15 protein-coding genes are annotated in these 20,332 nt (G+C 60.3%); 2 read left to right on the top strand and 13 right to left on the bottom strand.

Features of this window, described 5'->3' with window-relative positions:
- Nucleotides 1–5 precede the first annotated feature (5 nt).
- On the bottom strand, nucleotides 6–1,202 hold the full coding sequence (locus PMI34_RS19950) for a hypothetical protein (protein ID WP_008048108.1): 1,197 nt from the start codon (nucleotides 1,200–1,202) through the stop codon (nucleotides 6–8).
- 190 nt (nucleotides 1,203–1,392) lie between these two features.
- A complete protein-coding gene (gene azu / locus PMI34_RS19955; RefSeq protein WP_008048105.1) occupies nucleotides 1,393–1,839 on the bottom strand; it encodes an azurin in 447 nt (148 codons plus the stop codon).
- 344 nt (nucleotides 1,840–2,183) lie between these two features.
- Between azu and PMI34_RS19960 the strand changes: the two genes are divergently transcribed.
- The gene (locus PMI34_RS19960) at nucleotides 2,184–2,771 is read left to right on the top strand and encodes a TIGR00730 family Rossman fold protein (protein WP_008048102.1); all 588 of its coding nucleotides are present in this window, start codon (nucleotides 2,184–2,186) and stop codon (nucleotides 2,769–2,771) included.
- 68 nt (nucleotides 2,772–2,839) lie between these two features.
- Entirely contained in the window at nucleotides 2,840–3,019 is a 180-nt protein-coding gene (locus PMI34_RS19965) for a hypothetical protein (RefSeq protein ID WP_007973286.1), read from the top strand.
- Nucleotides 3,020–3,244: 225 nt separating this feature from the next.
- On the opposite strand, the gene PMI34_RS19970 is transcribed toward PMI34_RS19965, so the two are convergent.
- The 11 genes from PMI34_RS19970 to rnr form a co-directional block, all read right to left on the bottom strand.
- Nucleotides 3,245–4,135, bottom strand: a complete 891-nt coding sequence (locus tag PMI34_RS19970; protein WP_008048096.1) for a transglutaminase family protein — start codon at nucleotides 4,133–4,135, stop codon at nucleotides 3,245–3,247.
- The gene (locus PMI34_RS19975) at nucleotides 4,135–6,621 is read right to left on the bottom strand and encodes a circularly permuted type 2 ATP-grasp protein (RefSeq protein WP_008048094.1); all 2,487 of its coding nucleotides are present in this window, start codon (nucleotides 6,619–6,621) and stop codon (nucleotides 4,135–4,137) included. The genes PMI34_RS19970 and PMI34_RS19975 overlap by 1 nt, the downstream gene beginning before the upstream one ends.
- Nucleotides 6,622–6,709: 88 nt before the next feature.
- Nucleotides 6,710–9,982 carry a transglutaminase family protein gene (locus PMI34_RS19980; RefSeq protein WP_008048092.1) on the bottom strand — a complete coding sequence of 1,091 codons (3,273 nt, stop codon included), beginning with the start codon at nucleotides 9,980–9,982 and terminating at the stop codon, nucleotides 6,710–6,712.
- A 364-nt stretch (nucleotides 9,983–10,346) separates the two neighbouring features.
- Entirely contained in the window at nucleotides 10,347–12,650 is a 2,304-nt protein-coding gene (locus PMI34_RS19985) for a YgiQ family radical SAM protein (protein WP_008048090.1), read from the bottom strand.
- Between the two features lie 230 nt (nucleotides 12,651–12,880).
- A complete protein-coding gene (gene dnaB / locus PMI34_RS19990) occupies nucleotides 12,881–14,278 on the bottom strand; it encodes a replicative DNA helicase (protein WP_008048089.1) in 1,398 nt (465 codons plus the stop codon).
- 133 nt (nucleotides 14,279–14,411) lie between these two features.
- Nucleotides 14,412–14,858 carry a 50S ribosomal protein L9 gene (rplI, locus tag PMI34_RS19995; RefSeq protein WP_007973276.1) on the bottom strand — a complete coding sequence of 149 codons (447 nt, stop codon included), beginning with the start codon at nucleotides 14,856–14,858 and terminating at the stop codon, nucleotides 14,412–14,414.
- A gap of 19 nt (nucleotides 14,859–14,877) precedes the next feature.
- Nucleotides 14,878–15,771 carry a hypothetical protein gene (locus PMI34_RS20000; protein ID WP_008048088.1) on the bottom strand — a complete coding sequence of 298 codons (894 nt, stop codon included), beginning with the start codon at nucleotides 15,769–15,771 and terminating at the stop codon, nucleotides 14,878–14,880.
- 36 nt (nucleotides 15,772–15,807) lie between these two features.
- A complete protein-coding gene (rpsR, locus tag PMI34_RS20005; RefSeq protein ID WP_002551829.1) occupies nucleotides 15,808–16,038 on the bottom strand; it encodes a 30S ribosomal protein S18 in 231 nt (76 codons plus the stop codon).
- Nucleotides 16,039–16,066: 28 nt separating this feature from the next.
- On the bottom strand, nucleotides 16,067–16,489 hold the full coding sequence (rpsF, locus tag PMI34_RS20010) for a 30S ribosomal protein S6 (RefSeq protein WP_008048087.1): 423 nt from the start codon (nucleotides 16,487–16,489) through the stop codon (nucleotides 16,067–16,069).
- Between the two features lie 241 nt (nucleotides 16,490–16,730).
- Nucleotides 16,731–17,495, bottom strand: coding sequence for a 23S rRNA (guanosine(2251)-2'-O)-methyltransferase RlmB (gene rlmB, locus PMI34_RS20015; RefSeq protein ID WP_008048086.1), 765 nt, complete (start codon nucleotides 17,493–17,495; stop codon nucleotides 16,731–16,733).
- Complete coding sequence (rnr, locus tag PMI34_RS20020) at nucleotides 17,492–20,119, bottom strand: ribonuclease R (RefSeq protein ID WP_008048085.1); 2,628 nt, start codon at nucleotides 20,117–20,119, stop codon at nucleotides 17,492–17,494. Before rnr ends, rlmB begins: the two co-directional genes overlap by 4 nt.
- Nucleotides 20,120–20,332: the final 213 nt, after the last annotated feature.

Raw genomic sequence — 20,332 nt, 5'->3', positions numbered from 1 at the left:
ACCTGTCACTTTACCGGTTCGATTACCCGGACAACCCATGGCTCAGAGGTCAAACCACTTCCCATGACCACTCGGAATGTATGAAAAGCTACCGCAAGGTCTTTTACTTGAACAGACCAAGCGCCACTAGCATCCGTTACAAACTCCTCAAGCGTGCCTGAGTAATCGACAAGCTGTCCCGCCGCACCAGAAGTCGCGCGTCCCTCCAGCGTTACGCTGGTGCCGGTCGTGCTACCGCCGTTACCGATCGGATGACCCATGGAATCTTTTACGAGAAGGATTTTGGGGGCTATCTCCGGCATCACCGTAACGACCCACGGCGCTGATCCTTTGCCATCGTCGGATACCGCCAGAAACTCGTGTGTGCCGCTATTCAAACCGTCGAGCCGAGCACTCCAGTGGCGGTTAGCATCTACGTTGACGGTCGCTCTCAATTCACCGCGATCAAACAGCTTCAATCTCTGATTAGCCCTCGCACTTCCGACAAAAGACAATGACGTATCGGTGGTTATACCGTGGTTCGGAACAACGCCATTGGAATCTTGGATGTATTCAATGAGAGTGTCCTGTGATGCCACTACGAAAACGGTCCATATCGGTGACGATTGACCGTCAGATGTCATCACCTGGTACTCATGAAGGCCATCCTCTACTTCATCAAGCTGACCGTGCCAATCACCGTTTTCGTTCAGGCAAGTGACGATTTTTAAGAAGTCGCCGTCAAAAAGCTCTACCACTTCATTGTGAGGGTCCGCAGTTCCGGAAAAACGCAAACTCCTATCATCGGTGACACCGCCGTTTTCGATAATTTTACCCCGTGAATCGACCACCTTATCAATCATGGGTGCAGACGCTTTTTTTACGTGAACAATCCACAGCGGCGAGTGCTTACCATCAGAAGTGACTGCTGCAAATGCATGGGTCGTCACATCCAGATTATTTACAACAGCACTCCAATGACCGGTGGCATCTACGTTGACGGTAGCCAGTTCATCAGGCCCGTCAAAAATACGCACCTTTCCGTTGGCCTGTGCCACACCGACGAAACTCAATGAAGTTTCGCTGGTAGTCCCTCCAGAAGGGATGCTGACCCCCGCCAACGTCCTTACCTCCAGGATGACGGGCGTGAACCTGGGACTCGGGCGACTGGGGAGATGAGAACTCGATGCGGGACGGTGGGGAGCGATGGCTATATCGTTCATGAAAAACTCCTTTTTCCATAGTGATCGCACACCGATGTGCGACCTCAGACCATCTGACTCCTCATCCGTTTTACCGTCTACTGTCAGAAATAACAGGTGAGACCTACTATACGATCAGCGGTATAAAATTTGAGCCCAAAAAAACGCCGCTGCGGAATCCTTGCAGCGGCGTTTTCTTGACTGGAAACGGTCACTTCAGAGTAACAGTGCCTTTCATCATCGAGATGTGGCCAGGGAACGAGCAGAAGAACCCATATTTCTCGGCAGCATTGAGCTTCGACACATCGAAAGTTACCGAATCGGTTTCCTTGGCGCCGATGATCTTGGTGTGGGCGATCACGCGGGCGTCGCCTTCTTTCAGGTAGTTCTTGTCGATGCCGGCGCTCAGACCGTCAGTGGCGATCGGCTGCATGTCGGCTTCTTTGCTCAGCACCCAGTTATGGCCCATGACGTTCTTCGGCAAGCTGCCGGAGTGCTTGAGTTCCACGGTAAACGTCTTGCAGCTCTTGTCGATTTCAATCGCCTTCGTGTCGAAAGACATCTGGTCGGTGGAGTCGACGGTGACTTTGCACTCGGCAGCCATCAATTGGCTGCTGGCCAGCGTCAACAGGGATACCGCAACAAGTTTGGCAAACATGGTGAATCTCCAAGGCAGGGTTAACGAAATCGCGAATAAACAGAAGACTGCCTGAAAACTTCGCAAGTTCATATGACTTGAATCAAAAATTGTATACAACTTTCGGGCTATGACGCCGATGCAAATTATCTACCGCCCAAGTGTCTGGCCCGGGCCTATCATCAGGCCGTCCCCCTTCAAATGGAACGCCTGTCATGTCGATCAATAGCCTGTTGTGCAGCTTGCTCGCCGCCTATGCCTGCGGCGCCAGCGGTACGTACGAAACGCCAGAACTCGAAGTCTAGCCCTTGGAGTGCCGGGCGCCTGCCTTTACTCTGTGGCCGTGATCGACCATGGAGCAAGGCATGTCTTTAGCATCTGTTTGTGTATTTTGTGGTGCCAGCACCGGCACCAACCCGGCTTATCGCGAAGCCGCCGTAGCCCTTGGCCGGGCGTTGGCCGAGCGCAAGCTGACCCTGGTGTATGGCGGTGGCGCCGTGGGCCTGATGGGCATCGTCGCCGATGCGGCCCTGGCGGCCGGCGGTGAAGTGATCGGCATCATCCCGCAAAGCCTCAAGGACAAGGAAATCGGCCACAGCGGCCTGACTCGCCTGGAAGTCGTCGATGGCATGCACGCGCGAAAGGCGCGGATGGCCGAGCTCAGCGATGCCTTTATCGCGCTGCCCGGCGGCCTTGGCACCCTCGAAGAACTGTTCGAAGTCTGGACCTGGGGCCAGCTCGGCTACCACGGCAAACCGCTGGGTTTGCTGGAAGTGAACGGTTTCTACAGCAAATTGACGTCTTTTCTTGATCACATCGTCGGCGAAGGCTTCGTTCGCGGCCAGCACCGTGACATGCTGCAAGTGAGCGAATCACCGCAAACCCTGCTCGATGCTCTGGATGCCTGGCAACCGTCCGTAGCGCCAAAATGGGCCGAGCAAAAACCCAGCTAACGGCTCGGCACCGATACAGGGCAGAATATGCGCCGCTCAACCTCACCTTCGACCCCAGAGGATCGCCCATGGCTAAACCTAATTATTCCTTCGCCAAACGTCAGAGAGACTTGGCCAAGGAGCAGAAGAAAGAGGAAAAGCTTCAGCGCAAGAAAGCTACAGCTGAAGAAGCGGCACTGAACCCTGAGGGTGAAGTGGCGGCAGAAGACGATGTTGATGCACCGAAAGACTCGGCGCCCGACGCCTGAGAACCTCCGGGCCGGTTGATCTGATCTGGCCCACCGGATCTGTGTCCAGGGTTGGCAGCTTTGCTGCCGACCCTCACAGGCCAATCGTATGACTCCCCACTCTCGAATCAAAATGCAGTTCCCTGTGGGAGCGGGCTTGCTCGCGAAAGCGGTTTCACATCCAAAAATGATGTTGCCTGATACTCCGTCTTCGCGAGCAAGCCCGCTCCCACATTTTGATCGTTGTTATTCCAGTGGCATCACGGTTACCCGAACTTCCGGGTCGTGGTTCCCTCCTCCCAGAATCACCCCCCGCAACGGCGACACATCGGAAAAATCCCGTCCCCAGGCCAGGGTGATGTGCTCCAGCGCCGGTTGCACATTGTTGGTCGGATCGAAATCCACCCAACCCAGCACCGGACAAAACACCGAGACCCAGGCGTGGGACGCATCAGCACCGATCAGCCGTGGCTGGCCCGGCGGTGGCTGGGTCAGCAAGTAGCCGCTGATGTAGCGCGCCGCCAACCCTCTGGAACGCACGCAGGCGAGCATCAGGTGAGCAAAGTCCTGGCAGACCCCGCGCCGGCGCTCCAGCACCTCCACCAGTGGCGTCGCCACCTGGGTCGCTTCGGCATCGAAGGTGAACTCGCTGAAGATTTTCTCCATCAGCGCCTGCACGCCGAGCAGCAGCGGTCGACCCGCCGGGAAGCAGCTCTCGGAAAACTCGACGAAGTTTCTCTTCAAATGCACATACGGCGATTCAAACCGGTATCGGCAGGCTTCGAGCATTTCAGGCGACAGCGGTTGGCTGCTGTAGGTCAGCGCGCTACGGGTGTCTTCCCACGCCGGTGACAGATTGAAGTCCAACGCAGGCCGGGGCAGCACTTCAATGGTCAGGCTGGCGTTGACCAGCAATTCGTCGTGGGGACGCTCGAACGCCAGCCGGGTCAGTGGATTACCGAACACATCCAGTTCATCGCGACGCGAGGTCGGCCGCGGGCTGATCTGCAATTGCCGGTCGGTGCAGCGCTGCCAGGCACAAGGCCGTGGCCACAAATGCGCCAGTTGCTGGGCCAGGGACACCGGGCTGTCGTAGTGATAATGGGTATCGTGGAAAATCTGGTAATGAGCACTCATCAGACGGACACCGTGCGCTGGCTGACATCATCGACATGGGCGAAGTGCCGCAGCGCCAGGCGATCGGAAACCTGCCCGCTGGCGTCGGCGATCTCTTGCAGCAGCGCGGCCAGCCCTTCAATGGCGGCGCGAACACTGGCGTCGCCGAACAGCGGGTTTTCCAGGCAGCCCAGATCGAATCGCGCCAGACGCTCGACCAATTGCGGCAGCGCTGCTTCACGCGGCACGCCAAAATCATCGTTGAGGCGTTTGAGGGTGCCGGTCACCAGTTTCAACTGGAACAACACGGCGTGAGGGTTCTGCTCGTCGAGCAATAGCAGGTCGAGCACGGGGATCAATTGCGCCACCGCCAGGTATCGAGAACGGTAGGTGATGCTGCTGTTGCCCAGTTCCAGCAACCATTCCAGCCCGGCCTGATCGAAGGCCCCGGCGCCCCGCAGGAATGCCGCCAGGCTGCCGCTGAGAAACTGCAGGCGCTCGATCCGCCGGCCAATCATCAGGAAACGCCAGCCTTCGTCCCGGGTCATGTCGTCCAGGGCAAAGCCGGACAGCGCCGCCAGGGACATCACCAGACGGTTGAGGAAATCCAGCAACTCGCCGAAATCCGGCTCTTCGGTTTCCAGCTCCATGGCTTCGCGCTGCAACTCCACCAGCGCCTGCCAGTTTTCCCGCGAAAGTTTGCCGCGCACCTGTGAAGCGGCCCACTGCAAGCGTTGCAGGTTGGAACGCAGGCTGAACGGCCAGTCATCGCCGAGCAACGCCGCCAACAGGCGCTCCGGCAACTCGCCCTCCTCGGGCAGCAGCATCAGCCGTTCGCCGAGATCCACCGCGGCCTGCAGGGCTTGCGGGTCGTCGCCGTCGACATAGCGCGCCAGCATGATGCGCAGCAAACGGGCGCTGTCGTCGCAACGCTCGCAGTAACGACCGAACCAGAACAGGTTTTCCACCACCCGCGACGGCAGGTACGGATCGCGCCGTACCAGATCATGCACGCCGATGTTGCGCTGGGCCTTCCATTGTTCGCCACTGGGCGCACGCTCGCCCAGTACCCAGGTGTCCTTGCTGGCGCCGCCGCGCTGCATCGACACCACCTCGGCATCCGCTTGCGCGGCGACCCGGGTCAGGCCACCGGGCAAGACCCGATAACCCTCACGGCTGGCCACCGCATACACGCGCATGCCGATGGCACGGGGTTGCAGTTGACCGTCCTCGGCTTGCCAGATCGGCGCCTGGGACAATTGTGCGAGTTCTTGCGCCACATAGGCGTATGGACGCGCCTGCATGCGCTCGGCGAGTTCCTGGCGCTGTTTTTCACTCAAATCACGGCCAAATACCGGCGCAAAGCTCTGGGACGGAAACGCCGGCTTGATCAGCAACTCCGGAAGTTTCTCCAGGGCCTGGGCCAGAACCGGCGCTTCACCGCACCACCAGGTAGCGATGGATGGCAGGATCAGTTCTTCGCCAAACAGGAATTGATTGATTTTCGGCAGGAAACCCAATAAACCGGGGGATTCCAGCACTCCGCTGCCGAGGGCGTTGGCCACCAGCACCCGCCCCTGCCGCACGGCTTCCAGCAGGCCAGGCACGCCCAGGGCGGAGTCGGTTCGCAGCTCCAGCGGATCGCAGAAGTCATCGTCGAGCCGCCGCATGATCGCGTGGACCCGACGCAGACCACTCAGGGTTTTCAAGTAAACCGTGGCATCGCGCACCGTCAGGTCGCCGCCCTCCACCAGCGGATAACCGAGCTGGCGAGCCAGATACAGGTGTTCAAAATAGCTTTCGTTGAAACGCCCCGGTGTCAGCAGCACCACCAACGGTGCGTCTCCGTCACTCGGGGCCTGACGGGCCAGGGTTTCCTGCAAGGTACGAAAGAACCCGGCCAGGTGCTGCACTTTCAGATCGCGGTACAACTCGGGAAAGGCCCGGGACACAATCGTGCGGTTTTCCAGCGCATAGCCGGCTCCCGACGGCGCCTGGGTACGGTCCGCCGTCACCCACCAGCGACCATCGGGTGTGCGCGCCAGATCCACCGCATACAGATGCAGAAAGGCTCCGTCAGGCGGGCTGATGCCCTGGCAGGGCCAAAGGAAGTTGTTGTGACCGAACACCAGCTCGGCGGGCAGCAGACCTTCGGCAATCAACCGTTGCGGACCGTAAAGGTCAGCCAGCACGGCATTGAGCAAGCGCGCCCGCTGAGCGATGCCGGCCGACAACTGTTGCCACTCGTCAGCCGCGATGACATGGGGCAGCAGGTCCAGCTCCCACGGCCGGTCCGCGCCCTTGGGGTCGGCATAGACGTTATAGGTAACGCCGTTTTCCTGAATCTGCCGGGTCAGCAGGGCCTGACGCTGCACCAGTTGTGCCGGCGTGCTGCGTTGCAACTGCTCGAACAGCCGGCGCCAGTGCGGGCGCACGGCGCCACTGTCGTCGAGCAGTTCGTGATAGGTGCCCGCCGTCAGCGGGTAGCGGTCTAGCAGGTCAGGCATGGAAAGCTCGGCAAACAGCAATGAACGGTCAGACTAACGCAGGCTCGTGACACCCGGATATACGAAAAATCCGAGCGTCGCGTACGGTTTAGAAACGTCGCAAATCGAGTGTCATCGGCAGCTCGTCGCTGATTTCCATATTGGGCATAGGAAGTTTCCCTGGCGTGTGTCCGATGCGGAAGAAACGCGCCATTCGCCGGCTCTCCGCCTCATTGGCGTTCACCGGCAAGCTGTCGTAGTTGCGCCCGCCCGGATGGGCGACGTGGTACTGGCAACCGCCCAGCGAGCGCTGCATCCAAGTGTCGAGCAGGTCGAACACCAGGGGCGCATGGACCGGGATGGTCGGTTGCAGACAGTTGGCCGGTTGCCAGGCACGAAATCTCACGCCCGCGACGAATTCGCCTACACGCCCGGTGGACTGCAATGGCACCGGCACGCCGTTGCAGGTCAGCAGATAACGCTGGGGCGGCAAACCGCTGAGCTTGACCTGCAAGCGCTCCAGCGACGAATCCACGTAACGCACCGTACCGCCCATGGCGCCCTCTTCGCCCAACACGTGCCAGGGTTCAAGGGCCTGACGCAGTTCCAGCGCAATGCCACTGACGGCGTAGTCGCCAACCTTGGGGAAACGGAACTCGAGATGCGCGGCGAACCACTCGGCCCGCACCGGATAACCGGCGGCGTTGAGGTCGACGATGACATCGGCGAAGTCTTGCTCGATAAAGTGCGGCAACAGGAAGCGATCGTGCAGCTCCGTGCCCCAGCGCGCCAGCTTCGGCGGTGCATAGGGCTCGCGCCAGAACCGCGCGACCAGCGCCCGCAGCAACAGTTGTTGCGCCAGGCTCATGCGCGCATGGGGCGGCATCTCGAACGCACGCAGCTCCAGCAATCCGAGGCGCCCGGTGGCACCGTCCGGCGAATAGAGTTTGTCGATGCAGAACTCGGCGCGGTGGGTGTTGCCGGTCACATCGATCAGCAGATTGCGCAGCAGTCGATCCACCAGCCATGGCGGGCATGCCTCACCCGGTTGTGGCATCTGAGCGAAGGCGATTTCCAGTTCGTACAAGGCATCGTTGCGCGCTTCATCGACACGGGGCGCCTGGGACGTCGGGCCGATGAACAATCCGGAAAACAGGTAGGACAAGGACGGGTGGTTATGCCAGTAGCTGATCAGGCTGCGCAGCAGATCCGGACGACGCAGAAACGGCGAGTCCCCCGGAGTCGCCCCACCCAGCACGAAATGGTTACCGCCGCCCGTGCCGGTATGCCGGCCGTCGATCATGAATTTCTCGGTGGTCAGCCGGGTCTGGCGCGCTTGTTCGTAGAGGAATTCGGTGCGCTCGACCAACTCATCCCAGGTCGCGGACGGCTGCACGTTGACCTCGATCACCCCCGGGTCCGGAGTGATGCGCAAGTTGCTCAGGCGCGGATCGCTCGGCGGCTCATAGCCCTCCAGCAACACCGGGCACATCAGCTCTTCAGCGGTGGCTTCAATGGCAGCGACCAGTTCGAGGTAGTCCTCGACCCGCTCCAGCGGCGGCATGAACAGATACAACCGGCCTTCCCGCGCCTCCGCACAGAAGGCGGTGCGGGTCAGCCAGTCGGCGGATTCGTCGATTTTTGGCGCACGGTCTTCTGCGACTGCTGCGCCTTGGCTCTGAAGTTGTTCTGTTTCGGGCAGCGGCGGGAAGTCTTGATTCGGGTCCTGCGTATGGATGAACGGATATTCCGCCGCTTTCACCCAAGGCTGTGACCCCAGCGGCAAGCGATAACCCAGCGGCGAGTCCCCCGGCACCAGACGGCAGTGCTCGTCGCGCAGATACCAGCGCCCGCTCTGCCACTGGTCGCCCTTGGCGGTGCGAGCCAGCGGCAGGACCTGGCCGATGACCTTGCCCAAGCCTTGACTGAAGACCTTGCGCAAACGCTCACGCTCCAAAGGCTCCTCCAGACGTGAGTCTTCGGCGCTGACGTTTTGCGGCAGCATGCCTTCGCGCCAGAGGTAATAGAAATTGTCTTCGTAGGCTGGGAACACAAAGCGTGTCGGAATCTTCAGGCGTTCGGCGACACTCGCCAGAAAACGCCCGGCCAGTGCTCCGTCGGCGCCATAGTCTTCCTGCTCGTCGGCGATCAGCGCGCTGTTGTGCCAGATCGGCACGCCGTCACGGCGCCAATAGCAATTGAGCGACCAGCGTGGCAGTTGCTCGCCGGGGTACCACTTGCCCTGCCCGAAATGCACCAGCCCCTGGGGCGCGTAGTGTTTGCGCATGCGCCGGAACAGTTCGGCGGACAACCGTCGTTTATCCGGCCCCAGTGCGGCGGTGTTCCACTCGGCGCCGTCCGGGTCATCAATGGACACAAAGGTCGGCTCGCCGCCCATGGTCAGGCGCACATCGCCTTCCAGCAAGTCGGCATCGATCTGCCGGCCGAGTGTCTGGATCGCCAGCCACTGGTCGTCGGTGTAGGGCTTGGTGACCCGTGGCGCTTCCCAAATCCGCTCCACGGACATTTCGTGGCTGAATTCGCACTCGCAGGGTTCCACCAAGCCACTGATCGGTGCCGCAGAGGACGGATCGGGACTACAGGCCAACGGAATATGTCCTTCACCGGCAAACAGCCCGGAAGTCGCATCCAGGCCGATCCAGCCGGCGCCGGGCAAGTACACCTCGCACCAGGCGTGCAGGTCGGTGAAATCCACCTCGGTGCCGGACGGACCGTCGAGACTTTTGACATCGGCGGTCAGCTGGATCAGGTAACCCGACACGAAACGCGCCGCCAGCCCCAGGTTGCGCAGTAGTTGCACCAGCAACCACGCGGAATCGCGGCACGACCCGGAAGCCTGGTCGAGGGTGTGTTCAGGTGTTTGTACGCCAGGCTCCATGCGGATCAGGTAGTCGATGTCTTCGCTCAGGCGCTGGTTGAGCGCGACAAGAAAGTCCACGGCGGGCAACGGCGTGCGGTCGATGCCGTCCAGGTAGGCCTTGAACTTCGGCGTCAGGGGCAGGGTTTCCAGGTACGGCGCCAGCTCCTTGCGCTCATCCGCGGCATAGGCGAAGGGGATTTTTTCCGCGTAGGGCTCGAGGAAGAAGTCGAACGGATTGAAGATCGCCATCTCTGCCAGCAGATCGACTTCGATTCGCAATTCTTCGGTTTTTTCCGGGAACACCAACCGCGCCAGGTAATTGCCCTGAGGGTCCTGCTGCCAGTTGATGAAGTGCTGTTCAGGGGAGACTTTCAGCGCATAGGACAGAATCCGCGTGCGGCTGTGGGCGGCGGGACGCAGGCGGACGATCTGCGGGCCGAGTTCGACAGCGCGGTCATAGCGGTAATGCGTGACGTGGTGCAATGCGACATGAATCGACACGGCGTGCCTCCTGCGAGCCTTGAGCGTATGGGAAAGCGCGCAAGACTTATGCCATTCAGCAAGTGCTGGCGCTTTCTTCGGTTGCCTGAGGCAGTACAGCACCAAAATCGGGCGATGCAGGGAAATGGTTGAAGGCGATTGCACGTATATGTGGCAGCCAACTACGAAGTCGTCGCCTGAGTCGACCCCTTCGCGAGCAAGCCCGCTCCCACAATGTCCGAGTCGAATACAAATTTTGCGAACGCCTCTAAACCTGTGGGAGCGGGCTTGCTCGCGAAGAAGCCAGCAGCCCTCGCATACCTTTCAAGCCCGGAATGCAAAACGCCAACCCGAAGGTTGGCGTTCTGTTCAGCTCAAACGAGGCTTAGCGCGGCACGACCGGTTTGCGGGTCGGCTTGGGGCCCTTGCCCTTGGCCGCGTCCTTGCGCTCCTTGGCCGCCTGCTGGTTACGGGCAAACGCCGCAGCCTTGGCCTGTTCACGCTTGTCCCACGGGTTGCCGCCATCGCTGGCGCGCGGTGGCAGGCCGGTGTGCTGAGTCAGGATCTTGGTAGTCTTTTCCCCTGCAACCTTGTGGCTGCCGGCCGGCGTCGAGTTCTTGCGACGGGCGCTCTGGTAGCTGTCAGTCGACGGCTGGTGCAAAGGAATCAACTGGTTCTTGCCCGGCCCGATCAGGTCGGCGCGGCCCATGCGGGTCAACGCCTCACGCAGCATCGGCCAGCCTTTCGGGTCGTGATAACGCAAGAACGCCTTGTGCAGACGACGCTGCTCCTCGCTCTTGACGATAGTCACCGCGTCACTCTTGTAGGTGACCTTGCGCAGCGGGTTCTTGCCCGAGTGATACATCGCGGTGGCGGTGGCCATCGGCGACGGGTAGAACGCCTGCACCTGGTCGGCACGGAAGCCGTTGCCCTTGAGCCACAGGGCCAGGTTCATCATGTCTTCATCGGTGGTGCCCGGGTGGGCGGCGATGAAGTACGGGATCAGGTACTGCTCCTTGCCCGCTTCCTTGGAGTACTTCTCGAACATGCGCTTGAACTTGTCATAGCTGCCGATGCCCGGTTTCATCATCTGGTTGAGCGGACCTTCCTCGGTGTGTTCCGGGGCGATCTTCAGGTAACCACCGACGTGGTGAGTCACCAGTTCCTTGACGTACTCCGGCGACTCGACCGCCAGGTCATAGCGCAGGCCGGAAGCGATCAGGATCTTCTTCACACCCGGCAACTCACGGGCACTGCGGTACAGCTGGATCAGCGCCGAGTGGTCGGTGTTCAGGTTCGGGCAGATACCGGGGAACACGCACGATGGCTTGCGGCACGCGGATTCGATTTCCGGGCTCTTGCAGGCGATGCGGTACATGTTCGCGGTCGGGCCGCCGAGGTCGGAGATCACGCCGGTAAAGCCCGGGACCTTGTCACGAATCTCTTCGATTTCGCGAATGATCGACTCGTGGGAACGGTTCTGGATGATCCGGCCCTCGTGCTCGGTGATCGAGCAGAAGGTGCAGCCGCCGAAGCAGCCACGCATGATGTTCACCGAGAAGCGGATCATGTCGTAGGCCGGGATCTTCTCCTTGCCGTACGCCGGGTGCGGAATGCGCGCATAAGGCATGCCGAACACGTAGTCCATTTCTTCGGTGGTCATCGGAATCGGCGGCGGGTTAAACCAGACGTCCACTTCACCGTGCTTCTGCACCAGCGCACGGGCGTTACCCGGGTTGGTTTCCAGGTGCAGCACGCGGTTGGCGTGGGCGTAGAGCACCGCGTCGTTACGGACCTTTTCCACCGACGGCAGACGGATCACGGTCTTGTCGCGGGTCATGCGCGGGCTGGCCAGGATCTGCACGACCTTGGCTTCCTGCGGATCGTCAACCGGGCCCTTCTCCTGCTCGATGGCGCAGGCCTGGGTGTCCTGGGTGTTCACGTACGGGTTGATGATCTTGTCGATCTTGCCCGGACGGTCAATGCGCGTGGAGTCGACTTCGTACCAGCCTTGCGGCGTGTCGCGACGAATGAACGCGGTGCCGCGCACATCGGTGATGTCTTCGATCTTGTGACCGTAGGACAGGCGCTGGGCGACTTCGACAATCGCACGCTCGGCGTTGCCGTACAGCAGGATGTCCGCGCTGGCATCGATCAGGATCGAGTTACGCACACGGTCCTGCCAGTAATCGTAATGCGCGATGCGGCGCAGGGACGCTTCGATGCCGCCGAGCACGATCGGCACGTGCTTGTAGGCTTCCTTGCAGCGCTGGCTGTAGACCAGGCTGGCGCGGTCCGGACGCTTGCCGGCCAGGCCACCAGGCGTATAGGCGTCATCGGAACGGATTTTCTTGTCGGCGGTGTAGCGGTTGATCATCGAGTCCATGTTGCCGGCCGCGACACCGAAGAACAGGTTCGGCTCGCCGAGCTTCATGAAATCGTCTTTGGACTGCCAGTTCGGCTGGGCAATGATCCCGACGCGGAAGCCCTGGGACTCCAGCAGCCGGCCGATGATCGCCATGCCGAACGACGGGTGATCGACATAGGCATCACCGGTGACGATGATGATGTCGCAGGAATCCCAGCCGAGCTGATCCATCTCCTCCCTGCTCATGGGCAGGAACGGCGCTGGCCCGAAACATTCGGCCCAGTACTTGGGATAGTCAAATAACGGCTTGGCTGCTTGCATGTCGATAACCGGTGTTGGCTTTCATTGAATTTCGCGGGCGCGAAATATAGCACAAATTTTGACCAATTCCGACGGCTATGGTCGGAAATTGCGACGCCCCCATCGCTGGCAAGCCAGCTCCCACAGTGATTTATGGTGTACCTGCTAGCTTGGTATCACACAGCCCCCTGTGGGAGCGGCGGTGCGACGATTCGACTTGCCCGCGATGAGGCCCTGGCAGGCACTACAACTTACTCGTCATCATCGAAGTTATAGCTACCCGGCGCCAGGTTCTCGAAGCGGGTGTACTTGCCGATGAACGCCAGGCGGATAAAGCCGATCGGCCCGTTCCGCTGCTTGCCGATGATGATTTCGGCAATGCCCTTGTGCTCGGTTTCCGGGTGATACACCTCGTCGCGGTAAACGAACATGATCACGTCGGCGTCCTGCTCGATCGCTCCGGATTCCCGCAAGTCGGAGTTCACCGGGCGCTTGTTCGGCCGTTGCTCCAGGGAGCGGTTGAGCTGCGAGAGCGCCACCACCGGGCAGTTGAATTCCTTGGCCAGGGCTTTGAGGGATCGGGAGATCTCGGAAATCTCGTTGGTCCGGTTGTCACCGCTGGAACCCGGGATCTGCATCAGTTGCAGGTAGTCGATCATGATCAAACCGACGTCGCCGTGTTCACGCACCAGACGGCGGGTCCGGGCGCGCATTTCCGACGGGCTGATGCCGGCGGTATCGTCGATGAACAGCTTGCGGTCGTTGAGCAGGTTGACCGCCGAGGTCAGGCGCGGCCAGTCGTCGTCTTCAAGCTGACCGGAACGGACCTTGGTCTGGTCGATACGGCCAAGGGAAGACAACATACGCATGATCAGCGATTCGCCTGGCATCTCGAGGGAGTAAACCAGAACCGCCTTCTCGCTGCGCAACACGGCGTTTTCCACAAGGTTCATCGCAAAGGTGGTTTTACCCATGGATGGACGGCCGGCGACGATGATCAGGTCGGACGGTTGCAGGCCGCTGGTTTTCTCGTCGAGGTCGGTGTAGCCCGTGGACAGGCCAGTGATGGCGTTGTCGGTGTTGAACAAGGTGTCGATGCGGTCGATGGCCTTGGTCAGCAGGTCGTTGACGCCCACCGGGCCACCGGTTTTTGGCCGGGCCTCGGCGATCTGGAAGATCTGCCGCTCAGCCTCGTCGAGAATCTCGGCGGCAGTGCGCCCCTCAGGATTGAAAGCGCTGTCGGCAATCTCGGTACTGATACCGATCAACTGGCGCAACGTCGCCCGCTCACGAACGATCTGCGCATAGGCCTTGATGTTGGCGACGGACGGGGTGTTTTTCGCCAGTTCGCCGAGGTAGCCGAGGCCGCCGACTTGCGACGTCTGACCTTCCTTGTCCAGTTGTTCGGACAGGGTCACGACGTCGATCGGCATGTTCTGATCGGCCAGCTTGGCGATCGCACGGAAAATCAGACGGTGGTCATGCCGATAGAAATCGCCGTCGGAGACCTGATCGAGCACGCGTTCCCAGGCGTTGTTGTCCAGCATCAGACCACCGAGCACAGCCTGTTCGGCCTCGATGGAATGCGGCGGCACCTTCAGCGCGGCGGTTTGCAGGTCGTATTGCTCGGGAGCTAAGATTTCGTTCATGGCCACTTGGTTTTTTTTTGAAAGCAGGAATGTAAAAACTGGGATGCCAGAAAGACAAAGGGCACGACCTGTAAACAGGATCGTGCCCGATGTTACCGGCAAGCACCCGAGGGTGCCAGCCGACAAGTGCTGCTTAAGCTGCTACCACGACAACGCGTACGGTGGCTTCAACTTCGGCGTGCAGGTGCACGGCTACGTCGAATTCGCCTACGTTGCGGATGGTGCCGTTCGGCAGACGAACTTCGCTCTTCTGCACTTCAACGCCGGAGGCGGTCAGTGCATCAGCGATGTCGTGAGTACCGATCGAACCGAACAGCTTGCCTTCGTCGCCAGCGGTGGCAGTGATGGTCACTTCCAGCTCGGCCAGTTGGGCAGCGCGGCTTTCAGCCGATGCTTTGCGATCTGCTGCAGCTTTTTCCAGCTCAGCGCGACGCTCTTCGAACGCAGCCAGGTTGGCTGGGGTCGCAGCGGTAGCTTTGCCGTAAGGCAGCAGGTAGTTACGACCGTAACCAGCCTTAACGTTCACTTTGTCACCCAGGTTGCCCAGGTTGGTGACTTTTTCCAGAAGGATCAGTTGCATGTGAAAATCCTCTTAACTTTTAACCTTCACCGTTCGCGTTATCGGCATCTTTCGGTGCCGAACGACCGCGAAAATCAATCAGGCTGTCGACGATGGCCAGGACCACCAGCAACGGATAGATCAGTTGCATGAACAGCAACAGCGTCACGTACAACCCCACCAGCCAGAACCTGGCCAGTCGCTTCTGCGCCACCAGCCCGTGAATCAGGGCCAGCCCGGCGAACACCAGCGGTACGCTGCACAACGGCGTCAACATTGCCATCTGTGAACCGAGATTCGGCCCCAGAAGCATGCACACCAGCAGCAACATCGCCGGCAACAGCGGGAAGCGGATGGCGCGAAACTCGCGACCAAAACCGCCAGGGTTGTACAACAACGCCTGCCAGTAGCGCCCGACAAGCAGGCTCAGCAAGCTGACGATTTGCAACAACGCCGCAATCAGGCCGGTCAGGACCGGTGCAATCAGGGACGCGAAACGCGCTTGTTCGTCTACCGACAACTTCTGGTAGACATCGCCGAGTAGCGACGGCATGACTTTGATCAAAGCCTGCGCCAGCATCTCGATCTGGGGAGCAAAAGCTGTCCCCAACACCACTGAAAACACCACTCCCATCGCTATGCTGACCAGCAGCACGCGGTTCCAGGACTCGCTTGCGCGCAAAACCAACGCAAGGCTCGCAGACCCCAGCAGCACCAGAAGTGCCCGTGGGTCGTCGGAGTACAGCCACCAGGCCAATGCCGGCAGCAGTCCCAGAGCAAGAACGCCCAGGGCGTCCCTCAATCCGCGCCGCAGGAGCACAAGGCATCCGGCGGCAGCACCCAACCAATACAACAACGGCATCGCCGCGCATCCAGCCACTACGAGAGTGGCCTGCATACGGCCGCGCATGATGAACTCAGCTATGGCCCGCATGCATTCAATCCTTTGCTACGTGTCGACTGCCCGGTCTCAGCGGCCGTGGCTGTCGGTGTAGGCCAGCAGGGCCAGGAAGCGGGCGCGCTTGATAGCGGTGGCCAGCTGACGCTGATAACGAGCTTTGGTACCGGTGATGCGGCTTGGAACGATTTTGCCGGTCTCGGATACGTAGGCTTTCAGAGTGTTGAGATCTTTGTAATCGATCTCTTTCACGTCTTCAGCGGTGAAGCGGCAGAATTTACGACGACGGAAGAAACGTGCCATGTAATTGGCTCCTTAAAAGGTCCGTGGATTACTCGTCAGCGTTATCGCTGTTGTCGCTGTCATCACTATCAGCGCTTTCAGCGCCTTCGTGCTCAGGACGGTCGCGACGCTCACGGCGCTCACTGCGGTTTTCTTCAGCCTTGAGCATCTCGGACTGGCCGGTAACGGCTTCGTCGCGACGGATGACCAGGTTACGGATCACTGCATCGTTGTAGCGGAAGTTGTCTTCCAGCTCGGCCAGGGCCTTGCCAGTGCACTCAACGTTCAGCATCACGTAGTGAGCCTTGTGAACATTGTTGATTGCGTAGGCCAGTTGACGACGGCCCCAATCTTCCAGACGGTGGATTTTGCCGCCGTCTTCTTCGATCAGCTTGGTGTAACGCTCAACCATGCCGCCGACTTGCTCGCTTTGATCCGGGTGGACCAAAAAGATGATTTCGTAATGACGCATGAATGCTCCTTACGGGTTGTAGCCTGCCGCTCAAAAGCGGTCAGACAAGGAGTGAATGACACTTATGGACTTGTGGACGCTAGACACGTTGGTGCCTGCCATCACAGCAAGGGGCGCAATTGTAGAGAAGGGGCGAGGGAGGCGCAAGGTAATTGGTGAATATTTGAACAACAGCAGCTACAAGCTTCGAGCCTCAAGCTGCAAGCAGACCGCTTTTAGCTTGAGGCTTGCAGCTTGACGCTTACGACTTGCGCGAAGCCGCGGCTTTGACACTGCGCTGACGCTGCGCTTCAAACAGGCAAACACCGGTCGCCACGGAAACGTTGAGACTGCTGACGCTACCGGCCATCGGCAGGTTCACCAGGTAGTCGCAATGCTCGCGGGTCAGGCGACGCATGCCCTTGCCTTCGGCGCCCATGATCAGGATGGTCGGGCCGGTCAGATCCTGGTCATACAGGCTGACCTCAGCCTCACCGGCCGTGCCGACAACCCACAAGCCGCGCTGCTGGAGCTTTTCCAGGGTGCGCGCCAGGTTGGTCACGGCAACCAGCGGAATCACTTCCGCGGCGCCGCAGGCGATTTTTCGTACAACCGGAGTCAGGGTCGCCGACTTGTCCTTCGGCACGATCACTGCCAGCGCACCCGCCGCATCGGCCGAACGCAGGCAGGCGCCGAGGTTATGGGGATCGGTCACGCCGTCGAGCACCAGCAGCAACGGCGCGCCGTCGGTGCGATCGAGCAGCTCGTCGAGCATCGCCTCGCCCCAGACCTGGCTCGGACTCACGTCCGCGACCACACCCTGGTGCACGCCTTCAACCCAGGCGTCCATTTCACGGCGCTCGGCCTGGCCGACCTGGACCCGGTTTTCGTTCGCCAACTCGATCAGCGTCTGGACCCGAGGGTCATTGCGACCTTCGGCCAACCAGATCTGCTTCACGCGTTTCGGGTGGTGACGCAACAACGCTTCTACGGCATGCACGCCGTAGATCTTTTCCAACTGACTCATGGCTTGGCCTTAGGTTTACGCGCCCCGCCACTCTTGGCTGGAGCCGAGCCCGCTTTTGGCGGGCCTTTACGATGTTTGCTCGGTTTGGCTGGCTTGCCGCCGACGGCCTTGTCAGGCGTCGACCGGCTGGTCTTTCCCGCAGACGCCGCTTTACCGCCGCTTTTCGCACCGGCCAGCAGCGCCTGTTTCATTTCACGACTTTTGCGCACTTCGGCGTTTTTTGCCGCCGCATCGCTCGGACGATAGGCCTCGACAGCCTTTTCCTTGGCAGGACGACGACCGGTTTTCGCCGGGGCCGGTTCTGCCTCGACTTTCGCGGCAGGCGCTGTGGTTTCGGCACCGCGCTTCTTGCGGCCGATCGGCGCGCTGATGGTTTTTTCGGCCATCTCGAAGTCGATCTTGCGTTCGTCGAGGTCGACGCGCATGACCCGCACTTCCACGGTGTCGCCCAGGCGGAAGCTGCGACCGGTACGCTCACCGGCCAGGCGGTGGTGCACAGGATCGAAGTGGTAGTAATCGCCCGGCAGCGCGGTGACGTGCACCAGGCCTTCGACGTAGATATCGGTCAGCTCGACGAACAGACCAAAACCGGTCACGGCAGTGATCACACCCGGGAACGACTCGCCCACGCGGTCTTTCATGAACTCGCACTTGAGCCAGTTCACGACATCGCGGGTCGCTTCGTCGGCACGGCGCTCGCTCATCGAGCACTGCTCGCCGAGCTGCTCCAGGGCCGCTTCGTCGTACGGATAGATGCGCGCCTTCGGAATAGTCATCGCACCGGCACGACGAACGTGCGGGGTGTCCTGCTTCGAATGGATCACACTGCGAATCGCCCGGTGCGTGAGCAAGTCCGGGTAGCGGCGGATCGGCGAAGTGAAGTGCGTGTACGCCTCGTAATTCAGGCCGAAGTGGCCCTGGTTATCAGCGCTGTACACCGCCTGGCTCAACGAACGCAGCATGACGGTCTGGATCAGGTGGAAATCCGGGCGATCCTTGATACCGGCCAGCAGTGCCTGATAATCCTTCGGCGACGGGCCGTCCTTGCCTTTGTGCAGGGACAGGCCGAGCTCGCCGAGGAAAGCGCGCAGCTTTTCCAGTCGCTCCGGTGGCGGACCATCGTGAACGCGGTACAACGCAGGGATTTCGTGTTTCTTCAGGAATTCGGCGGTGGCCACGTTGGCCGCCAGCATGCATTCCTCGATCAGCTTGTGCGCATCGTTGCGCACGGTCGGACGGATTTCGGCGATCTTGCGCTCGGAACCGAAGATGATCCGGGTTTCCTGGGTTTCGAAATCGATCGCGCCACGTACGTGACGGGCCGCCAGCAACACCTTGTACAGCGAGTACAGCTGCTTGAGGTGCGGCACAACGTCGGTGTATTCACCGCGCAGCTTGCGCCCTTCGGTGGCTTTCGGAGTTTCCAGCATGGCGCTGACCTTGTTGTAGGTCAGACGGGCATGGGAGTGGATCACCGCTTCGTAGAAGCAGTAGTCGGTCATTTCGCCGGATTTGGAGATGGTCATCTCGCAAACCATGGCCAGGCGATCGACTTGCGGGTTCAGCGAGCACAATCCGTTGGACAGTTGCTCAGGCAGCATCGGGATCACGCGTTCGGGGAAGTACACCGAGTTGCCGCGAACCTGCGCTTCGGCATCCAGCGCCGAACCGAGCTTCACGTAGCTGGATACGTCGGCAATCGCCACGTACAGCTTCCAGCCGCCCGAGAACAGGCGCAGCTTGCCCGGACGGGCCTCGCAATAGACCGCATCGTCGAAGTCGCGGGCATCTTCGCCGTCGATGGTGACGAACGGCAGATGACGCAGGTCGATGCGCTTCTCTTTGTCTTTCTCTTCGACTTCCGGCTTGAGCTTGCCGGCTTCCTTGAGCACGGCGTCAGGCCAGACATGAGGAATGTCGTAGGTACGCAGGGCGACATCGATTTCCATGCCCGGCGCCATGTAGTTGCCCACGACTTCAACCACGTCACCTTGCGGCTGGAAGCGTGGCGTCGGCCAGTGAGTGATCTTCACTTCGACGAACTGACCGATCTGCGCGTTGGCGTTACGACCTGGCGTCACCAGCACTTCCTGCTGGATCTTCGGATTGTCGGCAACCACGAAACCGATGCCGCCCTCTTCGAAGTAGCGGCCGACGATGGTTTCGTGAGCGCGTGACACCACTTCGACGATCATGCCTTCGCGGCGACCACGACGGTCCAGGCCGGAAACCCGGGCCAGGGCACGGTCACCGTCGAACACCAGACGCATCTGTGCCGGGCTCATGAACAGGTCGTCGCTGCCGTCGTCCGGCACCAGAAAGCCGAAGCCATCGCGGTGACCGCTGATGCGACCCAGGATCAGGTCGAGCTTGTCCACCGGCGCATAAGTACCACGACGGGTATAGATGAGTTGAGCATCGCGCTCCATGGCGCGCAGGCGGCGGCGCAGGGCTTCGATCTGGTCTTCCGTGGTCAGACCAAACTCTTCGACCAGCTGCTCGCGGTTAGCAGGCGAACCTCGATCAGCAAGGTGCTGAAGGATCAGTTCACGGCTAGGAATAGGGTTTTCATATTTTTCCGCTTCACGAGCGGCCTCGGGATCGAGGGACTGCCAATCGGCCATTAGAGAGTTTTCACCTTGTCTATATGCGGGTTAGTTTGGCATAGGCGTAATGAAACGGGAAATTTCAGGCTAAGACGACCCATCTAAAGCCCTGTATCGACACCGTAAAGCTGTTTTGAAGACCGCTGGTGAAATTTTCCAGGTTTTTTTGACACTGGGGGTTTACAGTTAAAAAGACGCTCCGTATAGTGCGCGCCATCGACGACGGACAAC

The sequence above is a fragment of the Pseudomonas sp. GM74 genome (assembly GCF_000282455.1).
GTDB lineage: Bacteria > Pseudomonadota > Gammaproteobacteria > Pseudomonadales > Pseudomonadaceae > Aquipseudomonas.
The sequence above is the reverse complement of the archived record's forward strand: the minus strand, read 5'-3'. Positions and strand labels throughout refer to the sequence as shown.